This is a genomic window from Streptomyces sp. NPDC029139, assembly GCF_055564335.1.
Window position 1 is genome coordinate 491945 of the sequence record NZ_JBVHWN010000002.1, and the last position, 17878, is coordinate 509822.

Below are 17878 nucleotides of genomic sequence, written 5' to 3' on the forward strand. Positions count from 1 at the left end.
GGTCAGACGTGTGCTCCGAGGGCTGTGGCGCGGGGTACGGACAGCCGGGGCGGCCCGCGCCGGGAGAGGGTGTGCGCGAGGACGACGCCGTGCAGCCGGCGGGTGCGCGGGAGCGGGCGTACGGGCTGCGGGAGTTCGGGTGTGCGGACGACACCGAGCAGCAGGCGGAGGGGGGTGAAGGCGAGGGCCCCGACCGTCCGGGCGAGCGCGAAGAGCGCGGCCTCGCCTCGCGCCAGCCAGAGGCCGCAGATCAGTGCGGCGAGGAGGTGGGCGGCGAGCATCCCGAGGGAGGTGTGACCGTCTGCCGTTCCCGTCGCCGTCTGCGCCACGGCCGTCCGCGCCACGGCCACGTGGTCCGCCATGCCCGCGTGAGCCGTGGCCGCGTGGTCCGCCATGCCCGCGAGGTCCGCCGTCGCCCCATGGTCCGCCCGCGTCGCGCGATGCGTGTCTCCGCCGTGCGTTCCGCCCGCCGAGAAGAGCAGGTGCAGCGCGGCCTGTACGGCGGCCAGGCCGCCGGAGAGCGCGTACGCGCCGTGTTGGCGGCCGCCCGCCAGCCAGGCCAGCGCGCCGGTGACGGCGAAGGCCGCGTACAGCGACCCGGCGGGGAGGTCATGCGCAGACATGAACGAATGCCCCATGGCCGCCAAAGTCACGCATACCGCCGCGAAGAGCGCGGCTCGCACGGCGCGTATCGGCGAGCAGGGGTCGGTCATGATGCGGACATGGTGGCATCCCGCCGTCCACCGCGGGAGACCGCCTCCATGTTTCTCCCGTAGAGGAACCGCTGGGTGCGGAGCCGTCCGGCCGTGCACAGTCGTGACATGAGACTTCTGATCTTGGGCGGGACCGAATTCGTGGGGCGTGCCGTGGCCGAGGCCGCACTCGCCCGGGGCTGGGACGTGACGCTCTTCCACCGTGGCCGGCACGAGCCGCCGGCCGGGACCTCCTCCCTGCTCGGCGACCGTACGACTCCTGACGGGCTGGCCGCCCTCGCGTCCGGGGAGAAGCCCGCGTGGGACGTGGTCGTGGACACGTGGTCCGCGGCGCCCTCGGCGGTGCGGGACGCCGCCCGGCTGCTCGCTGACCGGGTGGACCGGTATGTCTACGTGTCGAGCCGCTCGGTGTACGCCTGGCCGCCGGCGGCGGGTCTGGCGGAGGACGGTCCACTGGTGGAGGGCTCGCCGGACGCCGGTGACGTGCCGTACGGGGAGGCCAAGCGGGGCGGCGAGCTGGCGGCCGTCGGGGCGTTCGGGGCCGACCGGACGCTCCTCGTCCGCGCGGGACTGATCATCGGTCCGTACGAGAACGTGGGCCGGCTGCCCTGGTGGCTGGGGCGGATCGCCCGGGGCGGCCCGGTCCTGGCACCGGGGCCGCGCACGCTGCCGTTGCAGTACATCGACGTGCGCGATCTGGCCGAGTGGACGCTCGACGCGGCCGGGGCCGGCCTCTCGGGGCCGTACAACCTGGTCTCGCCGCCCGGGCACACCACCACGGGCGAGCTGCTCGACGCCTGTGTGCGGGCGACCGGCTCCGACGCCGAGCTGCGCTGGACGGACCCCGAGACGCTCCTCGCGGCGGGGGTCGAGCCGTGGTCCGACCTGCCGGTCTGGATCCCGCCGGGCGAGCTGTACGACGCGATGCACACCGCCGATGTCTCCAAGGCGCTCGCGGCGGGGCTGCGCTGCCGCCCGGTGGACGAGACGGTGCGGGGCACCTGGGCGTGGCTGGAGTCGATCGGCGGATCGGCGCCGCAGCGCCCGGACCGGCCGCAGGTCGGTCTCTCCCCCGAACGGGAGGCCGCGCTCCTCTCGGACTGAGATCCGTCCCGGCCCGGCTGAACGCGTGGGGCGTGTCGTCCGTATGAAGTCCCATGCGACGCACACGAAAACGTTCGACACGCGCGAAACGAGCGGTGGCCGCCTCCGTCGCCCTGATCCTGGGCGGGGGCGGCCTGATCGCCGCCAATGTCTATGCCTCTGCCGGTGAGGGGTGGGGCGATCCGCCGCCCGACCGGCAGAACGCGGTCTCGACGATCGACTGTCCCGACGCCGCCGAGTCGCTGACCGAGGTGCCGGAGGCCGTGCGGGGTGCGGTGGACCGCGAACTCGCCACGCTGGACAGCCAGATCACCGTCGCGTACCAGCGTTTCGCCGACAACAAGGAGCGGGTGGAGAGCGATCCCGCCTTCGCCGAGCAGCAGATCCTCGCGCCGCTGCGGAACGAGCGGCTGGTCATCCTGCAGCGGATCGTGGCCCTCATCGACCGTGAGGGGGACGCTCCGCGGAACCTGGTGGACCTCGCGCCCTGCACCCTGCGCGCCGACGACGACGGGGGAGCCGGCGACGGGAACGGCGAGGGGAACGAGGACGGCGAGGGGAACGAGGACGGCGACGGCGACGGCGACGGGAACGAGGAGGGGAACGAGGATCCGGAGGAAGAGGGGCAGGCCGGGAACGGGCCCGAGGCCTCCGACTTCGTCGACATCCGCTCCGTCCAGCCCAACGTGAAGAACCCGCGGCAGCGCTCCGGCGCCTCGCGCGGCACGTTCGCCACCGACTGCGGACGCAACCAGAACGGCAAGTTCAACCCGGACAACGTCATCGTCGCGCCGGGCGTGAGCAACGGCGCGCACCACATGCACGACTACGTCGGCAACCAGGCCAACGACGCGTTCGCCGGCGACGACGACCTGGCCCGGGGCCGGACCACCTGCCGCAACCAGGGCGACCGGTCCACCTACTACTGGCCCGTCCTGCGGCTCCAGAACGGCCAGGCGGAGGACGACGCCCAGGCCGACGGCGGCGGCAAGGACCAGAACGTCGGCGAGATCCAGACGCCCGCGCAGGTCACGCTGAACTTCGTCGGCAATCCGGTCTCCAAGGTCACCGCGATGCCGCGGTTCCTGCGGATCATCACCGGCGACGCCAAGGCGTTCACCAACGGCGACGCCAATGCCAACGCCTCGTGGTCGTGCACCGGCTTCGAGGACCGGCAACTGAAGGACAAGTACCCGATCTGTCCCGAGGGCAGCAAGGTGGTGCGGACGTTCCGGTTCCAGAGCTGCTGGGACGGCCGGAACACCGACAGCGCCAACCACCGGACGCACGTGGCCTTCGCCGATCCGGCGAGCGGGCGCTGCGGCAACGGCTTCCGGGCCATCCCGCAGCTCGTGCAGCGGATCGTCTACGACGTTCCGCCCGGCCCCGGTTTCGCCGTCGACTCGTTCCCCGAGCAGCTGCACAAACCGGTGACCGACCACGGCGACTTCATCAACGTCTTCGACGAGCGGCAGATGCGAAGGGTGGTGAGCTGCATCAACGAGGGACGCCGCTGCTCCTAGGAGCAGCGGCGGGGAACGCCTTACTCGTGCCCGTGTCCGTGTCCGTCTCCCGACGCGGAGGCCGAGGCGGTGGCGGAAGGCGACCCGTGCGGTGCGTGCGGCTCGGTGGTCTCGATCTGACCGCCGAGCCGTTCGCGTACCTTCTCCACGGTCCCGGCGTCGCCGGAGACGGTCCACCGGCGCCCAACGAGGTAGGAACCGCCGTAGTCCTTGGCCTGGTTGAGCCATTCGCGCTGCCCGCGGTCGGTCGTGAAGGTCGTCAGGACGTACCTCCCGTCGTCCGTCGCGCACTTCGCCTGGCGCAGCTCGGTCGCGTCCGTCTGGACGTCCGGGGCGCACTCGGCCTTCGTGGCGATCTGTTCCAGGGTGCCGGTCGCCTCCTCGGGCGCCGACGCGCACCCGGTCAGCATCCCGAGCCCCACCGCGGCCACCGCCGCCACCGCCACCGTTCGTCGCGTACGCATCAGCATCCGCCCATCCTGCCCGCCCGGTCGCGCCGGGGGGAGGCGAATCCGATCGGTTACGGTTTGGGCGATAGATGCCGATATGGAGGAGCCGACGCCATGCCCGCGATCCCCTCGACCACCGTCGCCAACCTCCGCGACCTCGGCGGCCTCCCCCTCGGCGAGGGGCGCGGTGTCCGCCCGGGCCGGGTCTTCCGCTCCGCCCAGCTCGACCGGTTCGACCCGGCCGAGCCCGTGGTGGCGGCGCTCGGCATCCGCACGGTCGTCGACTTCCGCACCGAGAACGAGCGCGCCGACCGGCCCGACCGCCTTCCGCCGGGCGGGCGGCTGCTCGTCGCGGACGTGCTGGCCGACCATCTGGCCGCCAGCGGCCTGCCGCCCGCCGCCATGCTGAAGAAGCTGCTGGCGAACCCGGCACTGGCCGAGAGGCATCTGGGCGGCGGCCGGGCGCAGCAGGCTTTCCTGCGGACCTACCGGGCCTTCGTCGGCACCGACTCCGCGCGCGCCTCCTACCGCGCCTTCCTCGGTGAGCTGGGCGATCCGCAGGCCGGCCCGCTGCTCTACCACTGCACCGCCGGCAAGGACCGCACCGGCTGGGCGACGACGATCGTGCTCTCGCTGCTGGGTGCGGACGAGGAGACGGTCATGGCGGAGTACCTGTCGGTCAACCCGGCCGTCCGGCAGGCCTTCGCGCCGATGATCGAGGGCTTCACGGCGCAGGGCGGCGACCCCGAGCTGGCCCTGGCGCTGATCGGCGTCGTCCCGGAGTACCTGGAGGCGGCGCTCGACGAGGTGGCGGTGCGGCACGGCTCGATGGAGAAGTACGTACGGGAGGGCCTGGGCGTCCCGGACGAGGTGACGAACGTGATCCGGGAGCGACTGACCGTGCACAGCGCCTGAGGGCGCCTGAAGCGCGCCGGGCCGCGGTCCGGCCGCCGATCCGGCCCCCGGCGTCGCCCGCCGGCGCCCTCCGGCCGGGGTGACCATCGGAAGATTCGCTCGTTCTGCTGAACGTGAGCACCCAGGAACTCGCCTCCTCCACCCCCGGCCCGGTCGATGTCGAGCAGGCCGAGGCCGCGCTCGTCGAGCACTATCCGCGGCTGGTCCGGATCGCCTATCTCGTCCTGCCGCCCGCGCTGGGCCGCAACCGCCGGGTGCTGACGGCGCACGCGCTGGTCCAGCGGTCGCTGCCGCGCCGCCGGACGACCGGCGCCGGGGTGCCCGGAGCGCGCCGCGCCGAGGACGCCGTCGACCCCGGGTACGCGTACGTACGGGGCGAGGTGCTGCGGCAGGCGCTCGTCGCCGGGCTGCCGCTGAGGCGCCGGGCGCTGCCGCGGCGGGCGCAGTTCCCGCCGGTCCTTCCGCAGGTGTGGGGGCTGCGGCTGTTCCCGCGCGCCGGCGGCGCCGACGAACTGGCCCTGGACCAGCGGCTCTCCGCCCTGTCCGGGCCGGCGCGCGCGGTGTACGTACTGCGGGGTCTGGAGCGCCAGGGCGACCCGGAGGTCCTGCGGGTGCTGGCGGCGGCCGGGGTGCCGGCGGCGGAGGCGAGAACCGCCCTGGAGGACGCGGACGCGATGGAGGAGGAGGCGGGGATCGGCACGGCCGCCCTGCTGGACTCGCCCGAGTTCGACCCGTGCTCGCTGCAGGCCCGGCCGACGGATCTGATGCGCCGCCGTCAGCACGGCAAGGCCGCGCTCGCGGCGGTGGCGGCCGTGGTGGTGTGCGGGACGCTGCTCGGCCTGCCGGGGGACGGCTGGGGGCGCAACGGCGCGGCGGCGCCTTCGTACGCGCGCAACCCGGCGGCCGAGGCGGCGCTCGACCCGGGGACACTCAGGCGCGTCCCGGCGGGGTTCTGGCAGCGTTCGGCGCGTACGGACTTCTCGGTGTGGCCCGCGCGGGGCGGTCTGACGGAGGACCGGGCGCTGCTGCGGCGGGCGCTCGCGGTGTGGGCGCGGCCCGGTGCCTCGGTGCGGTCCTCGGCGACGCCGGGGACGCCGGTGGGGCCGCCGATGGGACCGTCACAGCTGCTGTTCGCCGGGGAGCTCGACGGCTCGCGGGTGGTGCTGTTCCACGACGGACTGCGGGCGGTGCGGTACGCGGAGCCGGCCGGGGGCGCGGCGCGGGAAGGGGCGGCGCTGGACTTCGCGCGGACGGACGGGGCCGACGTGGTCGGCGCCGCGGCCCTCGTGGTCTCGCGCACCACGGCCGACGTCCGCTATCTGACGGCCCCTTGGGTGGGAGAGACGGCGGTACGGGATCTGCTGGCGCCCGGGCAGGAGCCCCGGCCGCTGGAGCGGGACGCGCACGGGGTGACGCGCGCGATGCCCAGCCCGGCGCAGGCCCGGGGGTGCGCGGCCTGGCCCACGCTCCAGGTGCGGGACGCGACGGACGTACGGCTGCTGACCGATCTGGGCGAACTGGCCCCCGCCCGGCTGACGTTCGGGTCACCGGCCGCCGCGCCGGTGGACGGGACGGGCGCGGCGGCCAGGGCGGCGTGGGCCCGGACGGCCTGCCAGCTGGCGGCGGTCCGCTCGCACGGGGTGCGGTCGGTCAACGCCTGGGCGTTCGCCACGCAGCGGCTGCCGGAGGACGGGGGCCGGGCGTCCTGGCTGTGCACGCGGGCCGAGACCTGGCGGGGCACGGGCAGCAGGGTGCTCGCCCAGTTCCAGGTCCCGGCGGCGGGCGCGGCCACGGCCGTGGTGGCGAAGGTCGAGGAGTCGCCGGCGTGCGGGGTGCGGGAGCCGCGGGCGCTGGCGGGTGCGCTCTGGCGGGCGAAGAGCGGCCAGTGGTACGTCCTGGCCGCCGGCAGCGAGGGCATCACGTCGCTGCGCGCCACGGGCGGGGTGAAGGAGGAGGCGGAGGGCAGGCTGCTCGCGGTGAAGGCGAAGCCCGGCGCCCGCGCGGACCTCCACGGCACGCTGGAGAACGGCACGAGTGTGGGGGCGCTGCGCTGACGCGGCCGTACCCTCCGCGGCAGGCTGAGAATCCCCGTGCACGAGTCTGTTGCCAACTGCTTACTCCTCAGTACATTGACGTCATGTCTAATACGCAGCCTGCACCGGTGGCGTCGGAGCACATCGAACTCAAGGCCCGCAAGGTCTCCTTCGACTGGGAGAAGACCCCGCTCCACTGGGTGCCCGGCGACCCGTTCACCACCCACACCATCAACGTGCTGCACCTGCTGCTCCCGGCCGGTGAACGCTGGTTCGTGCACGTCTACCAGCAGGTGCTCCCCTTCATCACCGACGACCGGCTGCGTCAGGACGTCATCGGCTTCATCGGCCAGGAGGCCGTCCACTCCCAGGCCCACGACGACGTGCTGCCCCACCTCAGGAAGCTCGGCCTCGACCCGACGCCCTACACCGCCCAGGTCGACTGGTTCTTCGAGAAGCTGCTCGGCGACCGGACCCTGCCGCCCGGCCGGCCGCGCCGCTGGTGGCTGATGGAACGGGTCGCGCTCATCGCCGCCATCGAGCACTACACCGCCTTCCTCGGCAACTGGGTCCTCAACGCCGAGGAACTCGACCGCCGGGGCGCCGACCCCACGATGCTCGACCTGCTGCGCTGGCACGGCGCCGAGGAGGTCGAACACCGCTCCGTCGCCTTCGAGCTGTTCATGCACCTCGACGGCGGCTACCGCCGCCGGGCCCGCACCTGGGCCACCGCCTTCACCGCGATGGTCTTCCTCTGGCAGCGCGGCACCCGCTTCTTCATGGAGAACGACCCCACGCTCATCGACGGCAAGGCGTCCGTCGGCCAGCTCGTCCGCAAGGGCCGGGAGGGCGTACTGCCGTCCACCCCCGACCTGTTGCGCGCGATCCCCCGCTATCTCAGCCGCTCCTACCACCCCTCCCAGGAGGGCAACACCGCGCAGGCCGTCGCCTACCTGGCCGCCTCCCCCGGCGCCAACGGAGGCCGCTGACCATGCCCCGTCTGCGTACCGTCCTCCTGATCGCCGGGGCCGCGGTCCTCGCCAAGCGCGCCGTGCGCCGCCGGATCGAGGCCGCCCCGCTGTGGCCCATGCCCGCGCTCGACGAGCCGGTCTCGGGCCGCGGCCGGCTCTCGACCGTCACTCGGAAGGTCCTCGTCACCGAGCGCACCGAGCCCGCCGAGGGTGTGGTCCGGCTCCGGCTCGAAGGCACCGGCCTGCCCGCCTGGCAGCCCGGCGCCCATGTCGACCTCGTGCTGCCGTCCGGCCTGGTGCGCCCGTACTCGCTGTGCGGGGACCCGGCCGACACCGACGCGTACACGGTCGCGACCCGGCTGATCGACCCGGCGCGGGGCGGCCGGGGCGGCTCCCGCGAGGTCCACGAACAGCTGCGCGTGGGCACGGAGATCGAGATCCGCGGACCGCGCAACCGCTTCCCCCTCGTCGACTCCCCCGCGTACGTCTTCGTGGCGGGAGGCATCGGCATCACCCCCGTGCTGCCGATGCTGCGCGCGGCGGAGGCGGCCGGCGCCGACTGGCGGCTGCTGTACTGCGGGCGCAGCCGCGCGACCATGCCGTACCTCGACGAGATCGAGAAGCTGGGCGGGGACCGTGTGACGGTGGTGGCGGAGGACGAGTCCGGCCTTCCCGAGCTCGGCTTCCTCGCGGAGCTCCCGGCCGAGACCGCCGTCTACTGCTGCGGACCGGACGGGCTGATGGACGCGGTGACCACCGCGCTCCCCGAGGACCGGGCCCCGCACCTGGAACGCTTCTCCCCGGCGGCGACGTCCGGCGGCGAGGCGTTCGAGGTCGAGCTGCGCCGCTCCGGCCGTACGGTGCCGGTGGCCGCCGGCCAGTCGCTGCTCTCAGCGGTCCGGGCCGAGGTCCCGGGCCTGCTGTACTCCTGCGAGCAGGGCTTCTGCGGGACCTGCCGACAGCGCGTCCTGGAGGGCGAGATCGACCACCGGGACGAACTGCTCACGGACGCGGAGCGCGGCGACTCGATGCTGATCTGCGTCTCACGCTGCGCCGGAGAACGGCTGGTTCTCGACCTCTGAGCGGGGCCCGGCCTCCGAGCGGGGCCCGGCCTCCGGTCAGGGAAGGATCAGCCAGTCGAAGGCGAGAGCGGCGGCGAGTCCGCCCACCAGGAGCCAGGTGCCCAACCGGGTACGGCCGTTGCGGGAGAGCTCGATCACGACACCGCAGAGGATCATGGCCAGTCCGTACACCCCGACGACCAGCACGGACGTGCGGCTCGCCAGTCGGATCACCAGGACCGCCGCCATGGCGACCAGCAGGACGGACGCGACCGCTATCCGCAGTTGGCGGGCCTGCTTCGGGCTCAAACCGGAGGTGCTCATGTCCTGGGAGCGTAACGGACGACGGTTAGGCTGTTCGCATGACGACCGGGGTGCGCCGCAGGATGGGCGTCGAGGAGCGCAAGCAGCAGCTGATCGGGGTGGCTCTCGAGCTGTTCAGCCACCGCTCTCCCGACGAGGTCTCCATCGACGAGATCGCCGCGGCCGCGGGGATCTCGCGGCCGCTGGTCTACCACTACTTCCCCGGCAAGCAGAGCCTGTACGAGGCGGCGCTGCGGCGGGCGGCGGACGAGTTGGCCGCCCGGTTCCTCGAGCCGCCGCACGGTCCGCTGGGGGCGCGGCTGCTGCGGGTGATGGGGCGGTTCTTCGACTTCGTGGACGATCACGGGCCGGGTTTCGCGGCGCTGATGCGGGGCGGGCCCGCGGTGGGTTCCTCCACCACCAACGCGATGATCGACGAGGTGCGGCAGGCCGCCTACGAGCAGATCCTGGCCCATCTGGAGGTGGAGCGCCCTTCCGCCCGGCTCGAACTGGTCGTCCGCTCCTGGGTGTCGCTCGCCGAGTCCACGGCGCTGATCTGGCTGGACGGGCGCCGGGTGCCGCGTGCCGAGCTGGAGTTGCAGCTGGTGCACGACTTCGCGGCGCTGGCGGCGGTGAGCGCGGCGTACGACGAGGAGATGGCGGACGTCCTGATCCGGATCCTCGCCGACGAGCCGGCCGACGGGCCGTTCGGCGAGCTCGTGGGCCGGCTCATGGCCCTGGCACCGCACGTGCCCGCCCAGCGGCTGCCGTAGTCAGACCTTGCGGTAGGAGGGGTCGAGGTCGCGCACCTCGGCGGAGAGGCGCACGTTCTCCGTCTCCTTGAGGTGGTGCGGGAGCAGCGCGAGCACGGCCTCGGTGAGCCGGGCCTTGACCTCCTCCGTGCGGCCGGGCAGGAGGGCGATCTCGACGTGGACGACGGTGTCGTCCGTGGAGCCGTCCGCCACGACCAGTTCCTCGACCTCGCGGAAGCGGGTCTTGCAGGCGTCGAGCCGCGTGTCGACCGTCTCCACCACGAGCGGGTGCAGGGCGCGTGCGAAACCGCGCCGGTCGAGGGGCGCGGAGTAGTCCACGGTGATCTGCGGCATGGGGTCACTCCTGGGTCTGAGGATGTCTGGCCACACCTTTACGGTGATCACCATGAGCGCACAAGTGACCTTCCGGCAGGCGGACGACCATGACCGGGATCTCGGACGTCTGGTGAGCTTGTTCGACGGGGCGGCGCGCTGGATGGTGCGCCAGGGGATGGACCAGTGGAAGCCGGGCGACAAGAGCGTGGAGCACTTCCGGTCCCGGATCGCGTCGGGCGAGGTGTGGCTGGCGTCGAGCGGGGGCCGGACGGTCGGGGCGTACGAGCTGTGGTGGGAGGACGAGCAGGCGTGGGGGCCGCAGCCCCCGGTGGCGGGCTATGTCCACCGGCTGATGACCGACCGGGAGTCCGCCCCCGCCGGCACCGGCCGCGAGCTCCTCGCGCATGCCGAGGGGCGGATCGCGGCCGGGGGCCGGGCGGTGGCGCGGCTGGACTGTGTGTCGAGCAATCCGCGGCTGCGGACGTACTACGAGGCGGCGGGTTATACGGCCGTCGGCGACGAGCCGGGAAAGCTCGCCGCCGACGGCACGCGTTACGGGGTGGTCCTGCTGGAGAAGGAGTTGAAGGACCTCATCCGGCCTTGAACACGGCCACCGTGCGGGCCGGGACCGTGAAGGTGCCCGAACCGGCCTCGTAGGAGGCGGACTTGACCGTCGTGTCCGAGCCCGACGCCTGGACCGGGTGCAGGGTGTAGCCCTTTCCGGCCAGACCGGTGACCTTCTGGGTCTGCCGGTCCGGGGTGGCGTTGAAGACCACGACCAGGTCGCCGAGGCGCATGGTGATCACGCCGGGGGTCTCGCCGGTGCCGGAGAGCGGGAAGGACAGGGCGTCCTGGACCTGCTCGGCGCCGGTGAGGGAGAAGACCGGTTCGGTGGTACGGATCTTCTGCAGGTCCCGGTAGGCGGCCGAGGCGCCGTCGATCTGCGCGCAGCCGACGGTGAGCGCGGGATTCGTCAGCAGCGGCTTTCCGTGGCCCCACTTGGCCTTGTTGTCGGCCGCCGGGGGAAGGCCGCGGCCGAAGCCGTTGCCGTCCCGGCAGTCCCAGTGGATCGCGTTGAACCAGTCGCCGCTGTCGTACGAGTTGCGGTCGAGGGACTTGGAGCGCAGCAGGTCCGAGCCGGCCTGGGAGAGTGCGGGGCCCTGGGAGAGGGTCGCCGTGGCCATGGCGAGGACCTGCATGCGCGCCCGGTCGGCCGCCGAGGTCGTGGCGGGCAGCTTGAAGGCGAGCGCGTCGTACAGGGTCTCGTTGTCGTGGGCGTCGGCGTAGGCGAGGGCGTCGCCGGGGGCGGCGGCGTAGCCGGCCGGGGCGCCGTTGTAGTCGACCTGGGAGCCCTTGACCGTGCGGCCCGAGGTGTCGGTGAAGGTGTAGGAGGCGAGGTTGCCGCTCAGACCCACCTTGATCAGGTCCTGGTAGTGCAGGAGGCGGGCCTTCTGCTGCTCCGGGGTGCCGTTGGCGGCCGAGGAGTTGGGGTCGGTGTAGAGACCGGAGGCGAAGCCCTGGACACCGGGGTCCTCGTCGAAGGGGCCACCGCCGCGGACGGCGTCGCGGGCCCGGTCGGAGAAGGTGGCGATGCCGGTGCCGGCCATGTTCTTCTGGGTGGCCTGGACGAAGCGGGAGTCGTCGGCGATCTCGCCGAAGTTCCAGCCCTCGCCGTAGAGGACGATCGCCTTTCCGTCGACGCCGTCCTCGGCGAGGGTGAGCGCGTCGAGGGCCTTGCGGACGGCGAGGATGTTCTCCTTCGGGTGGTGGCCCATGAGGTCGAAGCGGAAGCCGTCGACCTTGTACTGCTTGGCCCAGGTGACGACCGAGTCGACGACGAGCTTGCCCATCATGGCGTTCTCGGGCGCGGTGTTGGCGCAGCAGGTGGAGGTGGCGACGGAGCCGTCGGCCTGGAGGCGCTGGTAGTAGCCCGGCACGATCCGGTCGAGGACGGACTTGTCGGACTGGCCGGAGGCCACGGTGTGGTTGTAGACGACGTCCATGACGGTGCGCAGTCCGGCGCCGTTGAGGGACTGGACCATCTGCCGGAACTCGACCGTGCGGCGGGTGCCTTCGGGGTCGGTGGCGTAGGAGCCCTCGGGGACGGTGTAGTGCAGCGGGTCGTAGCCCCAGTTGTAGGCGTCCTTGGCCGCGGCGGCGGCGACGCAGGCCTGCTGCTCCTCGGAGTCGGGGGCGTAGACCTTCAGGTCGCAGGCGGGCTCGGTCCGGTCGGACTTCTTCTCGGGGATGGTGCCGATGTCGAAGGCGGGCAGGAGGTGGACGTAGGAGGTGCCGGAGTCGGCGAGTGCCTTCAGGTGCTTCGAGCCCTTGCTGCCGGCGTCCGTGAAGGCGAGGTACGTGCCCTTGTGGTCGGCGTCGGCGGTCGGGTCGGCGATCGAGAAGTCGCGGATGTGCAGCTCCTGGATCTGGGCGTCCCGCAGCGGTACGGCGGTGGGCTTGGTCAGGCGCTTCCAGCCCTTGGGGGCGAGCCTGGGGTCCGCGAGGTCGACGATCAGGCTGCGGGCAGAGTCGGTGGTCAGGGCGGTGGAGTAGGGGTCGGTGACCTTGTTGGTGACGATCTGACGGGCGGCGGGCGCCCAGACCTTCACCGCGTACCGGTACGGCTTGCCCGTCCACGCGCGCGTGCCGGTGACCGACCAGACGCCGGAGGCGTCGTCGCGGCGCATGGGCACGGCCTTGCCGTCGAGTTCGAGGACGACGGACTGGGCGGTGGGCGCCCACAGGGAGAGGGTGGGGCGGCCGTCGCGGAAGACGGGGCCGAGAGCGGCCCGGGTCGCCTTCGGCGCGTACAGGTCGTCGAGCACGCCGGCGAGCTGGACGCCCGTGGCGGTCAGCACGGCGCCGTTCGCCGCGTACTGGGCGGCGACGAGCTGGCCCTTGAGGGCTTCGCGGACGCGGTCGCGGTCGCGGGGGTCGATCGTGTAGGCGCCGTACGCCTTCAGGTGCGGGAAGGCGGCCTTCTGCGCGTCGGTGAGCTGCGTCCTGTTCAGGCGGAGCACCTGGCGGTCGCCGGTGAGGGCGCCGTCCTTGACCGTGATCGATCCGTTCCGGGAGGAGAGGAGGACACTGGCGGCGGCGGTGTCGTTGCCGTTCCAGGCGAGGGTGGTGTCGTCGATCCAGACGGCCTGGGCCTTGGTGAGGTCGAGTGCCGCGCCGCTGCCCTTGGGCTGTGGCAGCAGGTACTTCTCCTGGCCGCCGAGCATCCAGACCTCGTGGCCGTTGGCCTTGAGGTCGAGGGACTGGTCGGTGGGCAGGTCCTTCTCGTCGCCCTTGTGCAGGATGTAGCTGAGGGTGGTCGCGCCGGGTGCGAGCGGGACTTCGTAGACCGCTCCGTAGGCGTCGGTGCGGACGGGCTCCAGGGGCTTGGTCCAGTCGGTGGGGTTCGCGGCCCCGGTCCAGGTGTGCAGGCCCCAGCCTTCGTAGTTCCCGTCGGCGCGCTGGTAGTGCAGGACGGCCTTGGTCGTGTCCTGCGGCGGGTACGCGCCTTCGGGCGCGGTGTTCATGAGCTCGGGCCTGCCCTGCTCGATCCAGACCTCGCCGGTCTTGGAGAGGTCGATGGCGCGGTCGGCGTCGGTGTCCTTGACGCCGTCCTTGTTCACGGCGATGAAGCCGACCGAGGAGGCGCCGGGCTTGAGCTTGACGTGGGCGAAGGCGCCGTACGCGTCGCGGCCGGTGAAGGGCTTGCCGGCGGGCCAGGTGGTGCCTTCGCCGTCGGCGATGTCGCCCCAGGTGTAGAGGCCCCAGTCGGCGTAGTTCCCGTCGGCGCGCTTGTAGTGGACGATCGCGTAGTCGCGCTGGGTGGCGGTCGGCGGCTGCTCGACGGCGGGGGCGCCGCTGGTGGTCGCGGCGGTCGCGCTCGCGGTGCGGCCTGCGCTGTCGACGACGACGGCCTTGTAGCGCAGGGCGGTGCCGGCGGGCGCGGTGATCTTGTGGGTGACCTTGTACGGGGCGTGGTCGGCCGAGCCGAGGACCTGCCACCTGCCGTTGCCGGTCTGGGCGGCGAAGACGACGCGGTTCAGCTGTCCGCCGTCGACGTCGGCGGAGATCTCCACGGTGCCGGTGGCTCCGGCCTCCGGGGCCTTCAGGGCGATCGTCGGCGTGGCGGCGGGAGCGCCGAGCGGCTTCGCCGCCTTGAGGACGAGGGAGCCGAGGGCCGGCACCGTGACGGTGACCTTGCCGTTGTCCGCGTGGACCGCGCCCTGGGCCCCGTACAGCGCGTGGAAGTCGGCGGAGTCGACGGGCACGGTGACCGTCTTGGGGGTGGTGGCGCTGTTGGTGGCGACGAGGTAGTCGGCCTTCGTCCGCGCGTCGGTGCGGGAGAAGGCGTAGACGGAGCCCTCGGCGTACCGCTGCTGCTGGATGCCGTCGCGCAGGGCCGGGTGCTCGCGGGTGAGCTTGGCGAGGGCGGCGATCTGCCGGTAGAGCGGGTGCGTGGGGTCGTACGCGTCGGCCGCGTGGGTGCGGTCGGTGCCGAGCTGGTCGTCGTCCAGGTAGTCGGCGGTCTTCGACGCGAAGAGGGTCTGGCGGGCGTCCTTGTCGCCGCCGGCGCCGGTGTAGCCCTGCTCGTCTCCGTAGTAGACGACGGGGTTGCCCCGGCTGAGGAACATCAGCTCGTTGGCGAGCCGGTAGCGCTGGAGGAGTTCGGCGTCGCCGGCGTCGGGGTTGTCCTGCTTGAGGAAGGTGCCGAAGCGGCCCATGTCGTGGTTGCCGAGGAAGGGCACCGACTCGTAGGCGTTGGCCTTGTCCGTGGTGTAGCGGTAGTCCTGCGCGAAGAGGTTCGCCAGTTTGTCCGCCGGGCCGCCCTGGGAGGCGAAGGTGCGGGCCGCGTCCTGGAAGGGGAAGTCGAGGGTGGCGTCGAGGCGGCCCTCGGTGACGTACGGGGCGGTGATCGCCGGGTCGGCGGAGTAGACCTCGCCGAACATGAAGAAGTCGTCCCGGCCTCGCCGCGCGGCGTACTCGTCGAGCGCGGTGGCCCACTGGGTCCAGAAGGCGGTGTCGACGTGCTTGACGGTGTCGATGCGGAAGCCGTCGATGTCGAAGTCGCGCACCCAGCGCTGGTAGATCTTCTTCATGCCCTCGACGACCTCGGGACGCTCGGTCCACAGGTCGTCGAGGCCGACGAAGTCGCCGTACTGGGAGGACTCTCCGGCGAAGGTCGAGTCGCCCCGGTTGTGGTACATCGTGGGGTCGTTGAGCCAGGAGGGGACCTTGAGGTTCTTCTTGTCCTCGGCGACGACGGGGGTGCGGGGGAAGGAGTCCTTGTCGACCGCCGGGAAGGGGTCGGCGGTGCGGTCGTCGAAGGGGACGCCGTCCTTGGTCAGGTACGGGAAGGCGCCCTTGGAGAGGTAGCCGTAGGACTGCTCCTTGTAGTCGACGACGTCGGCGGTGTGGTTGGTGATGACGTCGAAGAAGACCTTCATGCCCTTGGCGTGGGCCTGGTCGATCAGCTTCTCCAGGTCGGCGTTGGTGCCGAAGTGGGGGTCGACCTGGGTGAAGTCGGTGATCCAGTAGCCGTGGTAGCCGGCGGAGGCGTCCTTGCCGGCGCCCTGCACGGGCTGGTTCTTGAAGATCGGGGCGAGCCAGATGGCGGTGGTGCCGAGGCCCTTGATGTAGTCGAGCTTCTTGGTGAGCCCCTTGAGGTCGCCGCCCTGGTAGAAGCCCTTGTCCGCGGGGTCGAAGCCGGTGTCGAGCCGGCCGCCGGTGAGTCCGCCGCGGTCGTTGGCGGTGTCGCCGTTGGCGAACCGGTCGGGCAGGACGAAGTAGAACTGCTCGCGGGTGAGGTCGTGCCGGGCGGGCTGCGCGGCGAGCGCCTTGTCGGAGGGCGGCGGCGGGGGCGGGGGTGCGGCGGCGGCCGGCAGCGCCGGTACCAGGGCTGCACACAGCGCGACGGCCACGGCGGCCGCCGTTCTCTTGGGTATCACGGGGTTCTCTCCCTGGAGGTACGGGAAGGGGGGCCGCCCCCGGTGGGGGCGGCCCTGCGGGGAGGGGAGGTCAGCTGCGGAAGGTGTCGTTCAGGACGAGCTGGCCCGAGGAGGGGACCGTCGCGACGCGGTTGGCGCCCGATTCCCAGGTGACGTTGCCGGCCGCGTCCTTGCGGATGTACTTGTACTCGAAGGTCGTGCCGGCGGGCAGGGAGACCGTCAGCTTCCAGACCGGGTAGGCGGCCGGGTCGAGCTTCGGGGCCGCCGACGTGGACCAGTTGCCCAGTTCGGCGCGGTTGCCCGTCACGTGGATGTTCTGGCCCAGGGAGGTCGTGGCGCTGACGTTGAAGGACGCGCCGCTGCTCGCGGGCGGCGGGGTGGTGCCGCTCTGACAGCTCGTGGCGCCGACGTGCAGGGCGAGGGCCGTGTGGGCGCCCAGCGTCGCCGTGAACTGGCCGGCGGAGTTCACCGTCACGGCCCGGTTGCTCTGTACGTCGCAGTACGTGCCGGCTGCCAGGCCGGTCTGGAAGGTGCGGGTCAGCGACGAGCCCTCGTGGTTGATGGCCACGTACGCCTTGTCGCCCCGGCCGAACGCGATGGCGTCGTTGCCGTTGTCCCACCAGTTGCCGACGGCCGTGCCGCGGGCGGCGTTGCGGAGGCCGACCATCGAGGCGATCTCGCGCCAGGCGTGCTGGCACTTCCAGCCGTCGCTGTAACAGGCGTTGACCTGACCGCCGTTGGGGGCGCCCGCGTCCTTGTCGGACCACTCGTAGCCGGAGTGGACATCCGGGGAGCCGTAGGGCCAGGCGAGCATGAAGACCGAGGCGAGCGTGTAGGCGGAGCCGTACTTGTAGTTGAGGGTGTCGCCGCCGCGCTCGGTGTCGTGGTTGTCGACGAAGACGCCGGACCTGCCGCTCGCCATGTACCCCCAGGACTCGCCGAAGGTGCTCAGGTGGGAGAGCTTCTCCGAGCCGAAGATCCGCTTGAGGTCCCGTGCGTAGCGGAACTCCTGGACGTCGCCGTTGCCGAGGTACTCGCTGGGCGAGACCGCCTCGCCGGCCCCGTGTATCGCCTCCTGCTTCCAGTAGACGCCGGGGTTGCTCAGCCGGGACTTGATGTTCGCGAGGTCCGCGGCCGGCATGTGCTTGGCGGCGTCGACCCGGAAGCCGTCCACGCCGAGGGAGAGCAGGTCGTTCATGTACGCGGCGATCCGGCCGCGCACCCAGTCCTCGCCGGTGTCGAGGTCGGGCAGGCCGACGAGCTCGCAGTTCTGGACGTCGGCCCGGTCCTGGTAGTTCGAGATCGTGGAGCGGCAGTCGTCCATGTCGGCGCCCGAGTAGAGGCCCGGGTAGTCGTACTTGGAGAACGAGGTCCCGCCCGTTCCCGTGCCCGACGCGTTCGCCATGTGGTTGATGACCGTGTCCGCGACGACCTTCACGCCCGCCGCGTGACAGGTGTCGACCATGCTCTTGAAGGCGGTGCGGTCTCCGAGCGGTCCGGCGATCTTGTAGCTGACCGGCTGGTACGCGGTCCACCAGGTGGAGCCCTGGATGCGTTCCTGGGGCGGCGAGACCTGGACGTACCCGTAGCCCGCGGGGCCGAGCTGCTCGGTGCAGGCCTTCGCCACGGAGGCGAACTTCCACTCGAACATCACCGCGGTGACGTCCTTCTCACCGGGCGGGGCGGCCTGCGCGGGGGCGGGTGCCGTGACGGCCACAGCGGCTCCCGCCACGAGGGCGAGTGCAGCGGCCACGGTCTTTCTGGCCATGATTCCTC

The 17878-nt window shown here is 72.3% G+C and carries 14 protein-coding genes; 8 read left to right on the forward strand and 6 right to left on the reverse strand.

The window, feature by feature from the left end:
* Positions 1 to 2: 2 nt before the first annotated feature.
* The gene (locus tag ACZ4VW_RS06360) at positions 3 to 623 is read right to left on the reverse strand and encodes a hypothetical protein (protein WP_467958994.1); all 621 of its coding nucleotides are present in this window, start codon (positions 621 to 623) and stop codon (positions 3 to 5) included.
* A 198-nt stretch (positions 624 to 821) separates the two neighbouring features.
* Between ACZ4VW_RS06360 and ACZ4VW_RS06365 the strand changes: the two genes are divergently transcribed.
* Together ACZ4VW_RS06365 and ACZ4VW_RS06370 are read left to right on the forward strand one after the other, a co-directional pair.
* Positions 822 to 1817: an SDR family oxidoreductase gene (locus tag ACZ4VW_RS06365; protein ID WP_467958996.1), complete on the forward strand. Its 996-nt coding sequence runs from the start codon at positions 822 to 824 to the stop codon at positions 1815 to 1817.
* Positions 1818 to 1870: 53 nt separating this feature from the next.
* The gene (locus ACZ4VW_RS06370; RefSeq protein WP_467958998.1) at positions 1871 to 3340 is read left to right on the forward strand and encodes a DUF1996 domain-containing protein; all 1470 of its coding nucleotides are present in this window, start codon (positions 1871 to 1873) and stop codon (positions 3338 to 3340) included.
* A gap of 20 nt (positions 3341 to 3360) precedes the next feature.
* On the opposite strand, the gene ACZ4VW_RS06375 is transcribed toward ACZ4VW_RS06370, so the two are convergent.
* Positions 3361 to 3804 carry a hypothetical protein gene (locus ACZ4VW_RS06375; protein ID WP_467959000.1) on the reverse strand — a complete coding sequence of 148 codons (444 nt, stop codon included), beginning with the start codon at positions 3802 to 3804 and terminating at the stop codon, positions 3361 to 3363.
* A gap of 99 nt (positions 3805 to 3903) precedes the next feature.
* Here ACZ4VW_RS06375 and ACZ4VW_RS06380 point away from each other — a divergent pair, with 99 nt between their 5' ends.
* The 4 genes from ACZ4VW_RS06380 (at position 3904) to ACZ4VW_RS06395 (ending at position 8790) form a co-directional block, all read left to right on the forward strand.
* A complete protein-coding gene (locus ACZ4VW_RS06380) occupies positions 3904 to 4704 on the forward strand; it encodes a tyrosine-protein phosphatase (protein ID WP_467959002.1) in 801 nt (266 codons plus the stop codon).
* A 104-nt stretch (positions 4705 to 4808) separates the two neighbouring features.
* The gene (locus tag ACZ4VW_RS06385; protein WP_467959587.1) at positions 4809 to 6758 is read left to right on the forward strand and encodes a hypothetical protein; all 1950 of its coding nucleotides are present in this window, start codon (positions 4809 to 4811) and stop codon (positions 6756 to 6758) included.
* Between the two features lie 83 nt (positions 6759 to 6841).
* Complete coding sequence (locus ACZ4VW_RS06390; protein ID WP_467959004.1) at positions 6842 to 7726, forward strand: metal-dependent hydrolase; 885 nt, start codon at positions 6842 to 6844, stop codon at positions 7724 to 7726.
* Positions 7723 to 8790, forward strand: coding sequence for a PDR/VanB family oxidoreductase (locus ACZ4VW_RS06395; protein WP_467959589.1), 1068 nt, complete (start codon positions 7723 to 7725; stop codon positions 8788 to 8790). The genes ACZ4VW_RS06390 and ACZ4VW_RS06395 overlap by 4 nt, the downstream gene beginning before the upstream one ends.
* Positions 8791 to 8826: 36 nt before the next feature.
* Here ACZ4VW_RS06395 and ACZ4VW_RS06400 read toward each other — a convergent pair whose 3' ends face one another.
* The gene (locus ACZ4VW_RS06400; RefSeq protein ID WP_467959006.1) at positions 8827 to 9093 is read right to left on the reverse strand and encodes a hypothetical protein; all 267 of its coding nucleotides are present in this window, start codon (positions 9091 to 9093) and stop codon (positions 8827 to 8829) included.
* Between the two features lie 38 nt (positions 9094 to 9131).
* Between ACZ4VW_RS06400 and ACZ4VW_RS06405 the strand changes: the two genes are divergently transcribed.
* Complete coding sequence (locus ACZ4VW_RS06405; RefSeq protein ID WP_467959008.1) at positions 9132 to 9845, forward strand: TetR/AcrR family transcriptional regulator; 714 nt, start codon at positions 9132 to 9134, stop codon at positions 9843 to 9845.
* On the opposite strand, the gene ACZ4VW_RS06410 is transcribed toward ACZ4VW_RS06405, so the two are convergent.
* Complete coding sequence (locus ACZ4VW_RS06410; RefSeq protein WP_467959010.1) at positions 9846 to 10178, reverse strand: 5-carboxymethyl-2-hydroxymuconate Delta-isomerase; 333 nt, start codon at positions 10176 to 10178, stop codon at positions 9846 to 9848.
* A gap of 52 nt (positions 10179 to 10230) precedes the next feature.
* Between ACZ4VW_RS06410 and ACZ4VW_RS06415 the strand changes: the two genes are divergently transcribed.
* Entirely contained in the window at positions 10231 to 10764 is a 534-nt protein-coding gene (locus ACZ4VW_RS06415) for a GNAT family N-acetyltransferase (RefSeq protein WP_467959012.1), read from the forward strand.
* Here ACZ4VW_RS06415 and pulA read toward each other — a convergent pair.
* Together pulA and ACZ4VW_RS06425 are read right to left on the reverse strand one after the other, a co-directional pair.
* Positions 10751 to 16102 carry a pullulanase-type alpha-1,6-glucosidase gene (gene pulA, locus ACZ4VW_RS06420; protein ID WP_467959014.1) on the reverse strand — a complete coding sequence of 1784 codons (5352 nt, stop codon included), beginning with the start codon at positions 16100 to 16102 and terminating at the stop codon, positions 10751 to 10753. The genes ACZ4VW_RS06415 and pulA overlap by 14 nt on opposite strands.
* A 70-nt stretch (positions 16103 to 16172) precedes the next feature.
* Positions 16173 to 17870 carry a carbohydrate-binding module family 20 domain-containing protein gene (locus ACZ4VW_RS06425; protein ID WP_467959016.1) on the reverse strand — a complete coding sequence of 566 codons (1698 nt, stop codon included), beginning with the start codon at positions 17868 to 17870 and terminating at the stop codon, positions 16173 to 16175.
* Positions 17871 to 17878: the final 8 nt, after the last annotated feature.

What these genes read in the sequence shown, in the direction of transcription:
- ACZ4VW_RS06375 (WP_467959000.1), bottom strand. Translation starts at nt 3,804, where the DNA reads ATGCGTACGCGACGAACGGTGGCGGTGGCGGCGGTGGCCGCGGTGGGG.
- ACZ4VW_RS06410 (WP_467959010.1), bottom strand. Translation starts at nt 10,178, where the DNA reads ATGCCGCAGATCACCGTGGACTACTCCGCGCCCCTCGACCGGCGCGGT.
- ACZ4VW_RS06405 (WP_467959008.1), top strand. Translation starts at nt 9,132, where the DNA reads ATGACGACCGGGGTGCGCCGCAGGATGGGCGTCGAGGAGCGCAAGCAG.
- ACZ4VW_RS06365 (WP_467958996.1), top strand. Translation starts at nt 822, where the DNA reads ATGAGACTTCTGATCTTGGGCGGGACCGAATTCGTGGGGCGTGCCGTG.
- ACZ4VW_RS06360 (WP_467958994.1), bottom strand. Translation starts at nt 623, where the DNA reads ATGTCTGCGCATGACCTCCCCGCCGGGTCGCTGTACGCGGCCTTCGCC.
- ACZ4VW_RS06400 (WP_467959006.1), bottom strand. Translation starts at nt 9,093, where the DNA reads ATGAGCACCTCCGGTTTGAGCCCGAAGCAGGCCCGCCAACTGCGGATA.
- ACZ4VW_RS06370 (WP_467958998.1), top strand. Translation starts at nt 1,871, where the DNA reads ATGCGACGCACACGAAAACGTTCGACACGCGCGAAACGAGCGGTGGCC.
- ACZ4VW_RS06425 (WP_467959016.1), bottom strand. Translation starts at nt 17,870, where the DNA reads ATGGCCAGAAAGACCGTGGCCGCTGCACTCGCCCTCGTGGCGGGAGCC.
- ACZ4VW_RS06415 (WP_467959012.1), top strand. Translation starts at nt 10,231, where the DNA reads ATGAGCGCACAAGTGACCTTCCGGCAGGCGGACGACCATGACCGGGAT.
- ACZ4VW_RS06380 (WP_467959002.1), top strand. Translation starts at nt 3,904, where the DNA reads ATGCCCGCGATCCCCTCGACCACCGTCGCCAACCTCCGCGACCTCGGC.
- ACZ4VW_RS06390 (WP_467959004.1), top strand. Translation starts at nt 6,842, where the DNA reads ATGTCTAATACGCAGCCTGCACCGGTGGCGTCGGAGCACATCGAACTC.